Genomic DNA, 16,306 nt, shown 5'->3' on the forward strand with positions numbered 1-16,306 from the left:
TCCTGTGACGGCCTTGCGGCGGGGCCGCCGTTTGCCGGTGAGGCCGTCCCTGGCGTCAGGCCGGGGTGCGGCGGATTTCCCAGACCCGCACGGTGACGGGCACGGGCTGGGCGTAGATCGGTTCCACAACACAGCTGAAGACCTGCCGCCCCTGCCAGCCGCCATTGTGCAAGGCGCACAAAAAGGCCTCATACACCGTGCGGCCCGGCTCCGCCACCCAGGCCGCGCCGTCCGGGGCCAGGGCGCGGTCCAGAAAATGCAGCACCGGGGCCACGAACCGCTTTTCGTACATAATGTCGCCGCCCCAGACGCGCGCCATGCAGCCTGCGGCCACGGCAGGCCGCCGCCAGTCCATGACCATCCAGAAGGGCTGGGGCACCCCGTTGGTTGCGGCGTTTTTGCGGGCAAAGCGCAGGGCTTCTTCTTCATAATCCACGGCCGTGACCCGCGCGCCCAGTCCCTGCCCCACCATAGCAGTAAGCCCCAGGCCGCAGCCCAGATCCAGGCAGGGACGACCGACGATCTCTTCCTGCCGCAGGGCCAGCCAGTCGGCCAGAGCTACGCTGGCGGGCCAGAGCTCCGTCCAGTAGGGCAGGCGCTCGTCGGCAAAGTCGTCGGCATCGGCGGTCATGGCCTCCCACAGGGCCTCCAGGTCCGCCGCCCGCTCCAGCCGCCACAACCGCCCCGCGGCGCGCACGCTGATCTGCGGGCAGTAGGCGGCAAGTCCGCTGCCGGCCTCGGCGACAGGCAAGTGCGCGGAAGTTTTTGACAACATCTTCACCGTGGCACCATAACGCATTGCCGCCGGGCTGTACAGGGCAACCGCGGCCGGCCGCCCGCGCGACGCAGGCGACGCGCCACAGTTGACGCCTGACGGCGTGGCATGTATTATCCCCCAGTTTTAGCAAACGGCGTCGGCCCTGCCGGGGCCGCCCTTTCCATCCCCAAAATCCGCAGGAAGATCCAATGCCCAAGCGTACGGATTTGCACAAAATTCTCGTCATCGGCGCGGGGCCCATCATCATCGGTCAGGGCTGCGAGTTTGACTACTCCGGTTCCCAGGCCGTCAAGGCCCTCAAGGAAGAGGGCTACGAGGTGGTGCTGGTCAACTCCAATCCGGCCACCATCATGACCGATCCGCATCTGGCCGACGCCACCTATGTGGAGCCCATCGAGCATGAAACCCTGGCCACCATCATCCGCAAAGAGCGTCCCGACGCCCTGCTGCCCACCCTTGGCGGACAAACGGCTTTGAACGCCGCTCTTGGACTGGCCAAGAGCGGCGTTTTGGCGGAATGCGGCGTAGAGCTCATCGGCGCGCGGGCCGAGGTCATTGAAAAGGCCGAAAGCCGTGAACTCTTCCGCGAGGCCATGGAGCGCATCGGCCTGCAGGTGCCCGCCAGCGGCATTGCCCGCAGCATGGACGACGTGCGCCGCCTGGGCAATGTGCTGCCCTTCCCGCTGATCGTGCGCCCGGCCTTCACCCTGGGCGGCACGGGCGGCGGCGTGGCCTACAATCTGGAGGATCTGGAGGAAGTGGCCGCCAACGGCCTGACCGCCAGCCCCACCTCCGAGGTCATGATCGAACAGAGCGTGCTGGGCTGGAAAGAAATCGAAATGGAAGTCATGCGCGACGCCAAGGACAACTGCGTCATCATCTGTTCCATTGAAAACTTCGACCCCATGGGCGTGCACACGGGCGACTCCATCACCGTGGCCCCCATCCAGACCCTTTCGGACGCGGAATACCAGAATATCCGCGACGCCTCCATCGCCATCATGCGCGAAATCGGCGTGGAAACGGGCGGCAGCAACGTGCAGTTCGGCATCAACCCGGCCAACGGCGACCTGGTGGTTATTGAGATGAACCCGCGCGTGTCGCGCTCTTCGGCTCTGGCCTCCAAGGCCACGGGCTTCCCCATCGCCAAAATTGCGGCCAAGCTGGCCGTGGGCTATACTCTGGACGAGCTGCGCAACGACATTACCCGCGAAACTGTGGCCAGCTTCGAGCCCGCCATTGACTACTGCGTGGTCAAAGTGCCGCGCTTCACTTTTGAAAAGTTCCCCGGCGCCCAGGACGAGCTGACCACCTCCATGAAGAGCGTGGGCGAGGCCATGAGCATTGGGCGCACCTTCAAGGAAGCGCTGCAGAAGGGCCTGCGCTCCATGGAAATCGGCGCCACAGGCCTGGGCTTTAACTTCCGTGCCGCCCTGCCCGACCGGGAAACCATTCTGGAAGCCCTGCACCGGCCCAATTCCAAACGCATCTTTGCCCTGCGCCAGGCCCTGATCGCGGGCCTGAGTGAAGAGGAAATCACCGCCGCATCTTCCTTTGACCCCTGGTTTGTGCGGCAGGTCAAGGCAATTGTGGATATGGAGGCCCGCATCAGCGACTTCGGCCTGGCCAACGACATGACCGCCACCAACCCCCATCTGCGCCTTATCCTGCGCGAAGCCAAGGAATACGGTTTCTCCGACCGGCAGCTGGCGGAAATGTGGAAGCGGCCCGAAAGCGACATCCGCCGCCTGCGCAAAGAAATGGACATCGTGCCCACCTACTATCTGGTGGATACCTGCGCGGCGGAATTTGAGGCCTATACCCCCTATTTCTACTCCACCTACGAGCACGGCGACGAACTGGTGGTGGAAGACCGGCGCAAGGTGCTCATCCTGGGCGGCGGCCCCAACCGCATTGGCCAGGGCATAGAGTTCGACTACTGCTGCTGCCACGCTTCCTTCGCGCTGCGGGACGCGGGCGTCATGGCCATGATGGTCAACTCCAACCCCGAAACCGTGTCCACGGACTACGACACCTCCGACCGCCTCTACTTTGAACCCTTGACGTTTGAAGACGTCATGAACATTGTGGAAAAAGAAAAGCCAGAAGGGGTCATCGTGCAGTTTGGCGGACAGACCCCCCTCAACCTGGCCGTGCCCCTCATGCGCGCGGGCGTGCCCATTCTGGGCACCAGCCCGGACGCCATAGACCGGGCTGAAGACCGCGAACGCTTCCAGGCCCTGATCCAGAAGCTCAATCTGCTGCAGCCGCCCAACGGCACGGCCATGAGTCTTGAAGAAGCCAAAGAGGCGGCCGAACGCATCAGCTATCCCGTGGTGGTGCGGCCCAGCTATGTGCTGGGCGGGCGCGCCATGGCCGTGGTCTACGACGCCACGGAACTGACCGAATACTTCCACGCCCAAGTGCCCCAAAAGCCGGAGCACCCCATCCTTATCGACAAGTTCCTGGAGCATGCCGTGGAGGTGGACGTGGACGCCCTCTCCGACGGTAAGGACGTGTACGTTGCCGGCATCATGGAACATATTGAGGAAGCCGGCATCCACTCCGGCGACTCGGCCTGCGTGCTGCCTTCCTATTCCCTCTCCTACGACCACGTGGCCAACATCGCGGCTCAGACCGAAGCCCTGGCCAGAGAACTGCGCGTGGTGGGGCTCATGAACATCCAGTTCGCCATCAAGGGCGATGACATCTACATTCTGGAAGTGAACCCCCGCGCCTCGCGCACGGCCCCCTTCGTTTCCAAGGCCACGGGCGTGCCCTTGCCCTACCTGGCCACCCAGGTCATGCTGGGCAAAACCCTGGAGGAACTGGACCCCTGGAGCCTGCGCAAGGGCGGCTTTGTCTGCGTGAAGGAAGCCGTGCTGCCCTTCCAGCGCTTCCCTGGGGTGGACGTCATTCTGGGACCGGAAATGCACTCCACGGGCGAGGTCATGGGCATGGGCCCCAGCTTCGGCGAGGCCTTCCTCAAAAGCCAGCTGGGTGCGGGGCAGGCGCTGCCCCAGGGCGGGCGCATCTTCCTTTCCGTCAACGACAGAGACAAACCCTACCTGCCCGAGGTGGCCCAGAAGTTTGCCGAACTGGGCTTTCAGCTTCTGGCCACGCGCGGCACCGCCGCCGTGCTGCGCCAACGCGGCCTAGACGTGGAAGAAGTGCTCAAAGTCTATGAAGGTCGGCCCAATATCGTGGACCTGCTCATCAATCACGAGGTGGCCCTGGTCATCAACACGGCCTCTGGCAAGCACACGGCCAAAGATTCCAAGGCCATCCGGCACGCGGCCCTCATGTTCAAGGTCCCCTACTGCACCACCATCGCCGCCGCCAGGGCCACGGCCACGGCCATCGGCTCCCGCCGCGACGAGGTGCATGTGGAAAGTCTGCAGGAATACTACGCGCGGGAAGCGCGGGGGTAGCTATGAAAGCATTGCTGGTGCTGGAAGACGGTTTTACGTTGGAAGGCAAGTCCTTTACCGGAGAGTTCGAAACCGGCGGCGAAGTCATCTTCACCACGGGCATGACCGGCTATCAGGAGGTCCTCACCGACCCCTCCTACTACGGGCAGATGGTCTGCATGACCTACCCGCTTGTGGGCAACTACGGCATCTGCCGTGAAGATATGGAATCCGCGCGGGTGCACTGCGCCGCCTTTCTGGTCAAGGAATGCTGCAAGCAGCCTTCCAGCTGGCGGTCCCACATGAGCCTGCCCGCCTTTCTGCAGCGCTATGAAACCCCCGGCATGGAAGGGCTGGATACCCGCGCTCTGACCCGCCACCTGCGCCTGCACGGGGCCATGCGCGGCATTATCTCTACCAAAGAGCAGGACCGCCGCGTGCTGCAAGAGCGCGCCCGCGCCCTGCCCACCATGCAGGGCCGCAACCTGGTGCCCTTTGTGGCCGCCCAAAAGCCCTACGCCTGGATCGACAACGCCCCCCAGGAAGTCGCCCTGGACGAAAACGGCGCCTACGCCTGGCGCGGCACGGGCCTGCCCCTGCTGGTCTATGACTACGGCATCAAGTGGAACATCCTGCGCTGCCTCTGCGCGGCGGGTTTCGAACCCCTGGCCGTACCGCCCAATTTCAGCGCCGCGCGGGCCAAAGCCAGCGGAGCTCAGGGCGTGTTTCTCTCCAACGGCCCCGGCGACCCGGCCACCCTTACCGACGCCATTGCCCTGGTGCGCGAACTCATTGACATGTTCCCGGTCACGGGCATCTGCCTGGGGCACCAGCTCATCGGCCATGCCCTGGGCGGCACCACACACAAACTCAAGTTCGGCCACCACGGCTGCAACCACCCCGTCAAAGACCTGACCACCGGGCGCATTGAAATCTCCTCGCAGAACCACGGCTTCCATGTGGTGCTGGACGACGCGCCCGACGTGGAGGCCACGCATATCAACCTCAATGACAATACCCTGGAAGGTCTGCGTCATACCCGGCTGCCCGTCATGAGCGTGCAGTTTCACCCTGAAGCCGCGGCCGGCCCCCACGACGGGCGCTACCTTTTTGCCCGGTTTAAGGATATGATCGCCACGGCAGTCAACAGCTGAGGCCCTGCCGCCGCGGGACTTGATTCTCCGTGACGCTTGCGGCTATGGTGAAGTGGATGCGACGGCTTGTCCGCCATGACCCCAACCCCAAAGGAGCTTCGTGTGAAAAAGACACTGTTGAGTCTGACCCTGGCCTTGGCCCTGGCGACGCCCTGCGTCCCGTCCCTGGCTGCTGAAGGGCCGCACACCACGCGCGACAACCCCGTAGAGCAATTCACCGGGACTGTCTGGCAGCGCACCGAAGAATCTGAAAAAGCCTCCTTCCTCTTCGGGGTGGAAACTGCTATTACCGTGGAATACTTCGTCAATGCAAAACTGACCGAAAAAGCCGCCAAGGCGGGCAAACGCCCGGTCTACACCCTCTCCCCTTTTGAAAAGGGCTGGATGAAAGCCTTCAAGGGCATGAGCCGTGCCGAGGTGGCGGCCGAAGTGGACAAGTGGTACGCCGCCAATCCGCAGCACCTTGACCGCCCGGTCATGGACGTGATCTGGTACGAACTCATCGCGCCGCGTCTGGCCGCGCAATAAGCAGGCTGCGCAAGGCGCAAGGAGACAGTTATGAAAAAATTCCTGATGATTGGCCTTCTGGCCGCGCTGGTAGCCAGCGGTCTGGGCTGCACCAACATGAGCAAAACCCAGCAGGGCGTAGCCAGCGGCGCAGCCCTGGGCGCTTTGGGCGGCGCGGGCGTGGCCGCCATAGCCGGCGGCTCGGCCGGTTGGGGCGCGCTTACCGGCGCAGGCGTGGGCGCGCTGGCCGGCGGCATCATCGGCCACGAGCAAAGCAAGAACAAAAGCTGGTAAAACTTTGTCAACTACGGGCGGGGCTGCCCCGCCCATACAGGGCCGCCCGCAAGCGGGGCGGCCTTTTTTGTTCCCGGCACAGCGCTTTGGCCGTGCCCGATTTTATCGGCGCAGCCCGCCCTTGCGGGCACACCTGCTGCAACAGTCGGCAAATATTACGGCATTGCGCGCGCAGCCCAACGCCGCCCACCCTTGCGGCAGGCGTGCGTTCGGGCGTCCCCACGGGCGTTTTACGGGTGGGGGGCGCTTGCCCAACAATCTTTTTTGGCCCATGATTATGGAAAGCAATCCCCCCAACCTGGAGGCAGACATGAAGGATATTCGCAAGGTCGTCATCCCCGTGGCCGGATGGGGCACGCGCTCCCTGCCCGCTACCAAGAATATTCCCAAAGAAATGCTGCCCATCTATAACAAGCCCGTCATCCAGTATGTGGTGGAGGAGGCTCAGCGGGCAGCCATTGAAGACGTCATCTTTGTGACCAACCGGGATAAAAGCGTCATCGAGGACCATTTCGACTACAACCTGCAGCTGGAAGCCGTGCTGCAGCGGGCCGGCAAGCTGGACAAGCTGGCCGAAGTGCGCCGCGTGGCGGAAATGGTCAACATCATGTCCGTGCGCCAGAAAAAACAGCTGGGCCTGGGCCATGCCGTACTCTGCGCGCGTGAGCTGGTGCGGGACGACCCCTTTGCCATCATGGTGGGCGACGACCTCATGTTCGGCGGCGTGCCGGGCATCGGTCAGCTCAAAGAAGTGGCCCTGGCGGAAAACATGCCCGTCATTGGCGTCATGGAAGTGCCGTGGGAAAAAGTCAGCCGCTACGGCATCATTGACGGCGAAGAAGTGACCCCAGGCGTCTACCGCATCAAAAGCATGGTGGAAAAGCCCCGGCGCGAGGACGCGCCCTCGCGCCTGGCTATTGTGGGCCGCTACGTGCTTACGCCGGATATTTTTGACTATCTGGAAAAAGTCACGCCCGGCCACGGCGGCGAAATACAGCTTACCGACGCCCTGCAGGCTATGGCCCAGGAAAGAGGTATGATGGCCGTGCGCATGACCGGCATGCGTTTTGACGCCGGCGACTGGGCCGAATTTCTCACGGCCAATATCTACTTTGCCCTGCAGGATGAGGAACTGCGCTACGAACTGCTGGACAAACTGCGCAAGATCGTGCAGTTCCACTGATACCATCGCGCCCCGCGCCTTTTTTGCCCCTCCGCAGGCCGCGCCCGCGGAGGGGTTCGCGTTTTACCGTCAAGAGTGCCGCATGTACGCCACCGTCGCCCTGTTGAGCCCGCCCTACGCCAGTCTGAGCTACAGCCTGCCGACGGAATTTCCCGTGGAATTCTGGAAGCCGGGCCTGCGCGTGGCCGCGCCCCTGGGCCGGGGCGCCCTACGGGCCGCCGTGCTGCTGGAAACCAGCGCGCAGATCGACCTGCCGCCGGGCGTTGTCTGCAAAGACCTGTGCTGGCCTCTGGAGCCCGCCCCGCTGCTCGCGCCGGATTTGCTGGCCCTGGCCCAGGACCTGGCCCGTCGGCAAGGGCTAACGCCCGGCAGTATTCTGGGGCATGTGCTGCCCCTGGGCCTGCGCAAGACGGGCGTGCGCCTGCACTGCCTGCACCAAGGCCGGGCAGCGGTCTGGCCTCTGGCGCGCCTGCGTGCGGCAGACCAGGAAACCAGGGCAGAGCTGGCCCAGGCCCTGCTTTCCAACGCGGCCCGCCTGCTGCCGCCGGGCACGGACGCGGCCAGCGAAGAACTCTGCCTGCTGCGCGTGGACCCGCCCTGGCCCGTGCGCCCCGCCGCCTCCCGCCAGATCGCCGTGCTGGAATACCTGCACGCCCACGGCGCCGTGTGCCGCCGACAACTGCTCCGCAACCTGGGCCAGCAGGCCGCCCCGGCCCTGCGCAGCCTCATTGAGGCCGGGCATGTGGCGCTGGAGCGAGAGGAGGCCGAAGACCCCACGGACGCCCTGGAACAGTCCCTGCTGCCGCCGCCTCCGGCCCCGTTCAGCCTCAATGCGGACCAGACCGCCGCCCTCGACAACCTGCTGTCGGCCCTGCGCGCGGAGGCCCCGGCTTCACGCCTGCTGTTCGGCGTAACAGGCAGCGGCAAGACGGCCGTGTATCTGGAGCTGGCCAAGGCCTGCCTGGCTGCCGGCAAAAGTCTGCTGCTGCTGGCTCCGGAGGTGGCCCTGGCCCACAAGCTGCGGCGGGACGCGGCCTGCGCCCTGCCAGGAGCGCCCCTCTACTTCCACCACGGCTACCAGACCCCAACGCGGCGGGAGGCCACCTTCCGCCAGCTGGCCGAACGCAAGGATCCCTGCCTGGTGGTGGGCACGCGCTCGGCCCTGTTTCTGCCCGTGCCCCGGCTGGGCTGCATTGTGCTGGACGAAGAACACGACGGCTCCTTTAAGCAGGAAGAAAGCCTGGCTTACCAGGCCAAGGAGGTAGCCTGGTTCCGCGCGGCGCAGAACCGCGGTCTGCTGGTGCTGGGCTCGGCCACGCCGGACCTCAAAACTTTTTACGCGGCGGAAACAGGGCGTCTGCCTTTGCTGCGCCTGCCCCGGCGCGTGGGCGGCAGGGATCTGCCCCCTGTGGACCTGGTGGATATCGGCAGCCTTGCCCCCGCAGCCGGCCAAAGCCCCTTGGCCCCGGCCAGCGAAGAGGCCCTGCGCGCCACCCTGGCCCGGGGGGAACAGGCCGTGGTGCTGCTCAACCGCCGGGGCTACGCGCCCCTCATGTACTGTCTGGACTGCAGCCGCGTGCTGCGCTGCCCGCAGTGCGAAATCGGCCTGACCTACCACAAGGGGCTGGAGCGCCTGGTCTGCCATTACTGCGGCTATAGTCTGCCCTTTCCCACGCCCTGCCCCCACTGCGGCGGCACGGACTATCTGCCCTTGGGCGAGGGCACGGAACGCCTGGCGGAACGCCTGGGCGTACTGGCGGGCGGGCCCGTACTGCGTCTGGATCGGGACAGCACCCGCCGTCCCGGCCGCATGGAAGAAATCCTCGCCGCCTTCGCCCGGCAGGAAGCGCCCATCCTGGTGGGCACGCAAATGCTTTCCAAGGGGCACCACTTTCCGCAGGTGACCCTGGTGGTGGTGGCCGACGCCGACCTGGGCCTGAACCTGCCCGACTACCGCGCGGCAGAGCGCACCTTTCAGCTGCTGGTGCAGTCCGCCGGGCGGGCCGGCCGGGGAGAAAAACCCGGCCGCGTGCTCATCCAGACCCGCGACGTAAGCCACTACTGCTGGCAGTTTGTGCGCACGGCGGATTACGAAGGCTTTTATGCGGAAGAGCTGGCCCGCCGACGGCTGCGGCGCTACCCGCCCTTTGTACGTCTGGCTCTGGTGCGCATTTCCTTTGCCAGGGAGGCGCAAGAGGGCCCCCAGGCCCTGAATGCCGTGGCCGCCGCCATGCGCGGCAGGGCCAGGGAACTGGGCGTGCAGATGCTGGGCCCCGCACCCGCGCCCCTGGCCCTGCTGCGCGGACGCAAGCGCTTCTCCTGCCTGCTGAAAGCGCAGGACTGGCAAGCGCTGCGTCAGGTCTTTTTTTTCGCGCGGCAACAAAAAGCAGCCGCGCACCTGCGACTTTTTCTTGACCTTGATCCCGTAAATATGTTGTGAAACTCCTTCGTATTTCGTGCTGTCGGCGGGGCTGCCGCTGTCGGTGCATTTCTTGGCACTTTCTAGGGTACTGGAGGAGTGATGCGGGGTCTGCGCGCGTGTGTTTTGGGCCTGGCGCTGGTGTTGTGCTGCGCGTCCGGGGTGTTGGCAGAGGGCTTTGCCCTTAACGAATGGAGCGCCAGGGGCGTTTCCTTGGCTGGCGGCATGGTGGGGCGGGCCAACGACCCTTCGGCCCTGGCCTACAATGCGGCGGGCATCACCCAGTTGCCCGGCACCCAGGTCATGGGCGGCTTTGCCTTTATTGCGCCGTACGGCAGCATTGAAGCCGACATGCAGGACGGCAGCCGGCACACCACCTTTACCAAGCCGGCCATCTGGACCGCCCCCCACGCCTACCTGACCCAGCAGCTTAACGACCGGGTCTGGCTGGGGCTGGCGGCCTTTTCACGCTTCGGCCTGGGCAACAGCTTTTCCGGCAACTGGGACGGCCGCTACAGTGTGTACGACGTGGGCGTGCAGACCTTTTCCTTTGTGCCTACCCTGGCCGTAAAGCTCAACGACGTGTTTTCCGTTTCCGCCGGGGTGGAAGCCATGTACGCCCACATGTACATGGGCAACAAAATCCCCACAGTTACCCCCACCCTCGAAAAGTATGACAACGACATGCAGCTGGAAGGCACCGGCTGGGGCATGGGCGCGCAGTTCGGCCTGCACATGCGCCTCAGCGACCAGTGGTCTGTGGGCCTGAGCTACAAAAGCCAGGTGACCATGCGCCTGGACGGCGATGTGGAATTTGGCCGCCATGACCAGAACATGCTTGTCAAAATGGGCCAGCACCTGCCCGCCGCCAGGGATTGCTCGGCCAACACGACCTTACAGCTGCCCGACTCCGCCGCCCTGGGCATTGCCTACAAGCCCCTGGACAATCTGAGCTTTGAGGTGGGCGCGGTGTGGACGCGCTGGTCCACCTACAACGCCCTGAATATCTACATGGACAACGGGTACAGCTCCGTCAACAACAAGGAATGGCGGGACGGCTGGAACTTCAACGCCAGCGTGGAATACCGCCCCCTGGACTGGTGGACCCTGCGGGCCGGTTTTGCCTACGAAACGCCGGTGCTCAACGAAGACCACGCAGACTACATCATGCCCGTCAACGGCCGCCAGATGCTCAGCCTGGGCACGGGCTTTGCCTGGAACAACTGGACCCTGGATCTGGCCTACGCCCACTTCTGGATCAACAGTACGGACTACGACCGCACCGATGCAAGCGGCATTCGCAACCAGCTTTCCGGCATCAGCGGGGGGCAATCCAAAAATGTTGCGGCCAATGTCTATATGGTTTCACTGGCGTATGCCTTCTAGAGCATTTAACACTTGAAATGCTCGCTTACGGCGGGCAAAAGCCTGCCTTCTCGCATTTCGTGGCAAGGATTTTCAAGAAAATCCTTGCAGAGCAGTTAGCTCATTTCATTCGCTAACTGCTCTAGGCAGCTTCCTTTTGAGGATATGCCTGCTCAAAGTCTGCGACACGCGCGTTCCGGCGCGTACCCGCGCACACGCATTGCGCGTAACCTGCGTGGCTGGCGTCTGCTTACGCAACCCCTGGGGCGGGCCTTTACCTGCGCCGCCGAACGGACGCCTGGAGCGGCGCTGCGCCGGGCCGCACCACGAACTATAGAAAAGCTATTGACATTTTCTAGTGGTTAGGCCAAAGTTAAAGCTGCCCTTGACATTTATAAGGGTTAGCACACAGGAGGACTGTCATGAAACGCATTATCGCCGCACTGGCGCTTGTATTGACCCTGGCCCTGCCGGGCATGGCCGCTGCTGAAGGTACGGGCATGTATCTGGCTCCCAAATTTCTTATGAGCATCCAGAGCACCGGCAACACGGAGCGCACAGACGCCCTGGCCGGCTCTGGCGTGGACAGCTACAGCCAGTTCACCCTGGGCGGCGCTTTTGCCCTGGGCTATGACTTCTGGCCCCAGCAGATGCTGCCCCTGCGCGCGGAAATTGAATTCGCCCTGCGCGGCAACAATGAAAAGACCTGGAGCGACGGCGGCCAGTACATCAACGAGGTGAAGGGCACCTGGAACAGCTCCACCCTCTTTGCCAACCTGTTCTGGGATTTCCACAACGACACGGCCTTCACCCCCTATGTGGGCGCCGGTCTGGGTATGGCCTTCAACTACGTGGGCTATGATTTCACCGACAACAACGGCAACAAGTTTTCCGCCGACGACCGCTTCACCAACTTCGCCTGGAATGTGGGCGCGGGCGTGGCCTACAATTTCAATGAAAACTTCGCCGTCGATGCTTCCTACCGCTTTGTGGGCCTGGGCTACAACGAAGTGAGCGCCACTTCCAACGGCCGTAAGTACGAAATCGGCAACCGTCCCTACAACAACGAATTTATGGTGGGCCTGCGCTTCGCGTTTTAAACCGCATACGGCACAAGCGCCTCTTGCTTAGCCCCGGTTCTTGCCGGGGCTTTTTTGTGCCCCAGCGCAGGGACTGCGGGAGAACTAACGTTTTTTATTGACATATATATTATTGATTATATACTAAGCGTGTTTTTTCATACCCTGTTCCAGCAAAGGAGGAAGAAAGATGCTCAAGAGGATGCTTCTTGTGGCGGGCCTGATGGTGGCCCTGGCCAGCCCGGCCCTGGCGGAAACCAACGGCGTGTATGTGGGGCTGAAATTCCTGGATTCCATCCAGAGCACGGGCTCTGTATCCAAAAGTTCAGGAATTTCCAGTGTCTTCGATGTGGACAACTATACCCAGAACACCGTGGGCGGCGGCATTTATGTGGGTTATGATTTTTACCCGCAGAACCAGGTGCCCGTGCGTACGGAAATTGAGTACGCCATCCGCACCAACAGCACCACCACCTGGGATCTGAACGACACCGCCAAGGTTGCGGTGAATAGTTTTGCAAAAAGCAAGGGAGCCGATACAGCCGACGCCAGTCTGAAGGGCGAATGGAACCTGCAGACCCTGTTCCTTAATGCCTACTGGGACTTCCACAACGACACGGCCTTCACCCCCTATATCGGCGGCGGCATCGGCCTGGGTTTTTTGCGCACCAAGTACGAGCTTGAGGTTGCGGCGTCAGCTCACGGGCAGACGGCTAGCATCAGCGACAGCTTTAGCGAGACCCACACCGTGTTCGCCTGGAACGCCGGGGCGGGCTGCTCCTACGCCTTCAACGAAAACTTCTCCGCCGACCTGGCCTACCGTTTTGTGGGTCTGAGCTACAGCGAAACAGAAAAAAACCTTTTGGGCAGTAAAGAAAAAATCGGCATGGCGCCCTACGCCAACGAATTCAGCCTGGGCCTGCGGTACACCTTCTAGCCGCACATCCGGAAATCACTCCGGTGCGGTCCGCAGCATCGCTCTGCAGCATGGGGGCCGCACCGGGCCGTCCTGACCAAGAAAAAGTACCCCGGCCGGCGGCGCAACCTTCCTGCCGCAAAGGCCCCGCCCTGCGGCCTTGCCATACCGGCCGGGGTGCGCCTGTTTCTGTAGCCGCAGCCATTTTTGCGCTTTTCTTCCTTGGCTCCAAAATCAGCTTTGGGGTAAGGGAGTCATGCGCATCAGCATTTCTGTAACGACTATCCCTCTTCAAAAAAACGCGCCCCCACAGCTCAGGGCTTTGCCGGCTTGACGGGCAGCAGAGTCTTGTGAGGCCCGCGCATACGATAGACAAAATCCGCACGGGGCAGGTCCCCGCTGACCACCAGCAGGAGCAGAAGCCCGGCGGCAGGGTCTTCCCTGGCCAGGCCCAGCCCTGTGACGCCTTCCTGCGTAAAGGCAAATTCCCATTGACCGCTGGCCCGAAGTACAGGTTTGCCGCCGCCCAGGCGTTGGGCATTGGCGCGGGCGGCCTGCTCGGCTTCGCCGGGTTGAGCGGGCCCTGCAATAATCAGGGCCGAAGCCTTGTGGTCCTTTTGTCCCAACAAAACCTGCACCGCGTCCTGCAGCTTGACCGGCCCGCTGACCACCACCCAGTCGGGGGGCAGATCCAGACTGTAGTAGGGGGTGGTCAGGGGGGCGGCCCAGGCGGCCAGGGGCAACACTACGGTCAGAACCAGACTGCAGAACAGTTTTCGCCACATCTTCTTCTCCAGAGCCCGACGTCCGGCGGGCGCATTGTAGTACAGACAACAAAAGGGTTGCACAGCTGTTGCGCCACAGCCCCAGGGATTATTCAGGACCAGACAAAAGCCGTGGCAGCGCAAAATAATGCGCATGGCTCTATGTTCGCCGTTTGAACATACGCACAGCTACGGCCACAGCCACGGCGCTGATAAGAATGATCTTGCCCAGATGCGTCATGGCGGCCAGCACGGTAATATCCTTCAGAAACACCCCTTGCACAATGGCGGTAAAGTGACGCATGGGGTTGATCTGGCTGGCGTACTGCAGAAATACGGGCATATTGTTGATGGGCGTAACCGCGCCGGAAATAAGAATACAGGGCACGCCCACGGTAAAGGCCCCCAGAAAAGCCTGCTGTTGCGTGGCCGAAAGGGAGGAAACCATCAGCCCCATACCGCCGGAGGCCACGGCAAAGGCCAGCATGCCCAGGTACAGCAGCACCAGGGAGCCGGTAAAAGGCACGCCAAAGCCAAACACGGAAATGATCAGGAAAATGGTGCCGTGGGCCAGCCCCACCAGGCAACCGGGCACCAGTTTGGCCAGGGCGATTTCCGTGGCGGTGGCGGGCGAAACCAGCAGTTGGTCAAAGGTGCCCACCTCCCGCTCCCGCGCCACGGAAAGTCCCGTAACCACCAGCCCCAGCATAAAACTCAGCATGCCGATGAGGTTGGGCAGAAAAAACCACTGGAACTCCAGGTTAGGGTTGAACCAGCAGCGCACGCGCACGTCCAGGTCCGGGGCTGCGGCTTTGCGGGCTTCCTGGCCCAGGGGCGTATCCAGGGCCACGGGGCGCAGCAGCCGCTCCAGGTAGTAGGCGGCGATCTGCGCGGCGTTGGAGCGGCGGCCGTCCAGGATGGCCTGCACCGTGGCCGGTTCGCCCCTTTCAATGCGGCGGGAAAACTCCTGGTCAAAGACCAGGATGAACAGGGCCCGCTGCTGCTCCATGACCGGGCGGATGTGCGCCTCCCCTTCCAGAAAGCTCACACTGCGGAAGGTGGGCGAGCCCTGAATGCGGCGGACGATTTCCCGGCTCCAGCGGCCGTTGTCCTGGTTCAGCACGGCCACGTCCACATTGCGCACTTCCAGGGTGGCGGCCCAGCCAAAGGCCACGATCTGCAGCAGGGGCGGCACAATGATCAGGGTGCGGGAAACCCGGTTGCAAAACAGCACCAGCAGTTCCTTGCGCACAATGGTGAGCATGCGCCGCCAGTTGAGCCGGGGAAGGGAAAAGACGGCCATCTCACACGTCCAGGCGCTTGACCAGATTTTTGTAGACCAGCCCCAACAGCACAACGGCCAGCAGCCCCATAAAGGCCAGACTGGGCAGAAACACGGCCCACACGTCTCCGGTCAGGAAGAGCGTGCGCAGACAGGTGTTGAAGTAGCTGACGGGCAGAAGCCGGGTAAGAACGCGCAGGGCCAGGGGCATGCTGCTGATGTCAAACACAAAGCCGGAGAGCAGCAGCGCTGGCAGGAAGCCGGAAAACAGCCCGGCCTCGGCGGCCACCAGCTGCCCGCGCAAGGTGACGGAAATGAACAGCCCCTGGCCCAGGGCACTGCACATGAAGACGGAAGACAGCAGCAGCAGCGCCGCTACGGAACCGCGAAAGGGCACAGCAAACAGGGTCACCGCCGCCACGGCGCAGAGGGCCATGCTGAACATGCCCATGCAGAAATAGGGAATGAGCTTGCCCAGCAAAAGCTGCATGCGGCTTACGGGCGTGGCGAACATGGCCTCCATGGTGCCGCGCTCCCACTCGCGGGCAAAAACCAGGGAGGTCAGCAGGGTGCCGATGAGGGTCATGATCACCGTAATGGCCCCCGGCACCAGAAACTGCACGCTCTTGGCCGCCGGATTGTACCAGAAGCGCGGCTCCAGGCTGACGGGTGCGGCCGCGCCGCTGCCCAGGGTTGCGGCCTGCCAGGCTGTGATCAGGCCCTGACTGTAGCTCTGGATGTATTGGGCCGTGTTGGGCTCCGTGCCGTCCACCAGCACCTGCAGCACCCCAGTGCCGCCGCGCTCCAGGACGGCGTCGAAATCCTGGCGGATAACCAGCACGCCCTGCACTACAGAATCGCGCATGTACTCCGCAGCCGTGTCCATATCCCCCACCGGGCGGGTGGCAAACCAGGGGGAATGGGCAAAATCCGCCGCCAGGCTGAGGGCGTGGCGGCCGCCGCTCTGGTCCAGCACGGCCAGACGCAGCACGCCCGCGTCCAGGGTGATGCCGTAGCCGAACAAAAGCAGAAAGATGAAAGGCAGCACCCCGGCCACCAGATAGGAGGAAGGATCCCGCACTATCTGCTGAAATTCCTTGCCCACCAGGGCCATAAGCTGCTGTATCCACAAAGATTTTTTCATCCTTTCCACCG

Annotated in this window: 13 protein-coding genes; 9 read left to right on the forward strand and 4 right to left on the reverse strand. The window is 63.1% G+C overall.

Annotated elements, in window-relative coordinates:
• Positions 1 to 55: 55 nt before the first annotated feature.
• Positions 56 to 775, reverse strand: coding sequence for a class I SAM-dependent methyltransferase (locus J7I12_RS04670; protein ID WP_498794064.1), 720 nt, complete (start codon positions 773 to 775; stop codon positions 56 to 58).
• Between the two features lie 191 nt (positions 776 to 966).
• Here J7I12_RS04670 and carB point away from each other — a divergent pair, with 191 nt between their 5' ends.
• From carB to J7I12_RS04715, 9 genes are all read left to right on the forward strand, one after another.
• A complete protein-coding gene (carB, locus tag J7I12_RS04675) occupies positions 967 to 4,209 on the forward strand; it encodes a carbamoyl-phosphate synthase large subunit (RefSeq protein WP_487125810.1) in 3,243 nt (1,080 codons plus the stop codon).
• A gap of 2 nt (positions 4,210 to 4,211) precedes the next feature.
• Positions 4,212 to 5,342: a glutamine-hydrolyzing carbamoyl-phosphate synthase small subunit gene (gene carA, locus J7I12_RS04680; RefSeq protein ID WP_118229768.1), complete on the forward strand. Its 1,131-nt coding sequence runs from the start codon at positions 4,212 to 4,214 to the stop codon at positions 5,340 to 5,342.
• 102 nt (positions 5,343 to 5,444) lie between these two features.
• The gene (locus J7I12_RS04685) at positions 5,445 to 5,870 is read left to right on the forward strand and encodes a hypothetical protein (RefSeq protein ID WP_118229769.1); all 426 of its coding nucleotides are present in this window, start codon (positions 5,445 to 5,447) and stop codon (positions 5,868 to 5,870) included.
• 30 nt (positions 5,871 to 5,900) lie between these two features.
• Positions 5,901 to 6,143 (forward strand): YMGG-like glycine zipper-containing protein, encoded by a 243-nt coding sequence (locus J7I12_RS04690; protein WP_118229770.1) that lies wholly within the window; start codon positions 5,901 to 5,903, stop codon positions 6,141 to 6,143.
• 310 nt (positions 6,144 to 6,453) lie between these two features.
• Positions 6,454 to 7,326 carry a UTP--glucose-1-phosphate uridylyltransferase GalU gene (galU, locus tag J7I12_RS04695; protein ID WP_118229869.1) on the forward strand — a complete coding sequence of 291 codons (873 nt, stop codon included), beginning with the start codon at positions 6,454 to 6,456 and terminating at the stop codon, positions 7,324 to 7,326.
• Between the two features lie 82 nt (positions 7,327 to 7,408).
• Complete coding sequence (priA, locus tag J7I12_RS04700) at positions 7,409 to 9,766, forward strand: replication restart helicase PriA (protein WP_130957824.1); 2,358 nt, start codon at positions 7,409 to 7,411, stop codon at positions 9,764 to 9,766.
• An 81-nt stretch (positions 9,767 to 9,847) separates the two neighbouring features.
• A complete protein-coding gene (locus J7I12_RS04705) occupies positions 9,848 to 11,131 on the forward strand; it encodes an OmpP1/FadL family transporter (RefSeq protein ID WP_118229772.1) in 1,284 nt (427 codons plus the stop codon).
• 401 nt (positions 11,132 to 11,532) lie between these two features.
• Positions 11,533 to 12,210 (forward strand): outer membrane protein, encoded by a 678-nt coding sequence (locus tag J7I12_RS04710; RefSeq protein WP_118229773.1) that lies wholly within the window; start codon positions 11,533 to 11,535, stop codon positions 12,208 to 12,210.
• A gap of 169 nt (positions 12,211 to 12,379) precedes the next feature.
• Positions 12,380 to 13,126 carry an outer membrane protein gene (locus J7I12_RS04715; protein WP_130957823.1) on the forward strand — a complete coding sequence of 249 codons (747 nt, stop codon included), beginning with the start codon at positions 12,380 to 12,382 and terminating at the stop codon, positions 13,124 to 13,126.
• Positions 13,127 to 13,419: 293 nt separating this feature from the next.
• Here the strand turns inward: J7I12_RS04715 and J7I12_RS04720 are convergent, their stop codons facing one another.
• The 3 genes from J7I12_RS04720 to J7I12_RS04730 form a co-directional block, all read right to left on the reverse strand.
• Entirely contained in the window at positions 13,420 to 13,890 is a 471-nt protein-coding gene (locus J7I12_RS04720; protein ID WP_130957822.1) for a hypothetical protein, read from the reverse strand.
• Positions 13,891 to 14,029: 139 nt separating this feature from the next.
• Positions 14,030 to 15,172 carry an ABC transporter permease gene (locus J7I12_RS04725; RefSeq protein ID WP_118229775.1) on the reverse strand — a complete coding sequence of 381 codons (1,143 nt, stop codon included), beginning with the start codon at positions 15,170 to 15,172 and terminating at the stop codon, positions 14,030 to 14,032.
• Between the two features lies 1 nt (position 15,173).
• Positions 15,174 to 16,295, reverse strand: a complete 1,122-nt coding sequence (locus J7I12_RS04730) for an ABC transporter permease (protein WP_130957821.1) — start codon at positions 16,293 to 16,295, stop codon at positions 15,174 to 15,176.
• Between the last annotated feature and the right edge of the window lie 11 nt (positions 16,296 to 16,306).

The organism is Desulfovibrio diazotrophicus (assembly GCF_902498985.2).
GTDB lineage: Bacteria > Desulfobacterota > Desulfovibrionia > Desulfovibrionales > Desulfovibrionaceae > Desulfovibrio > Desulfovibrio legallii.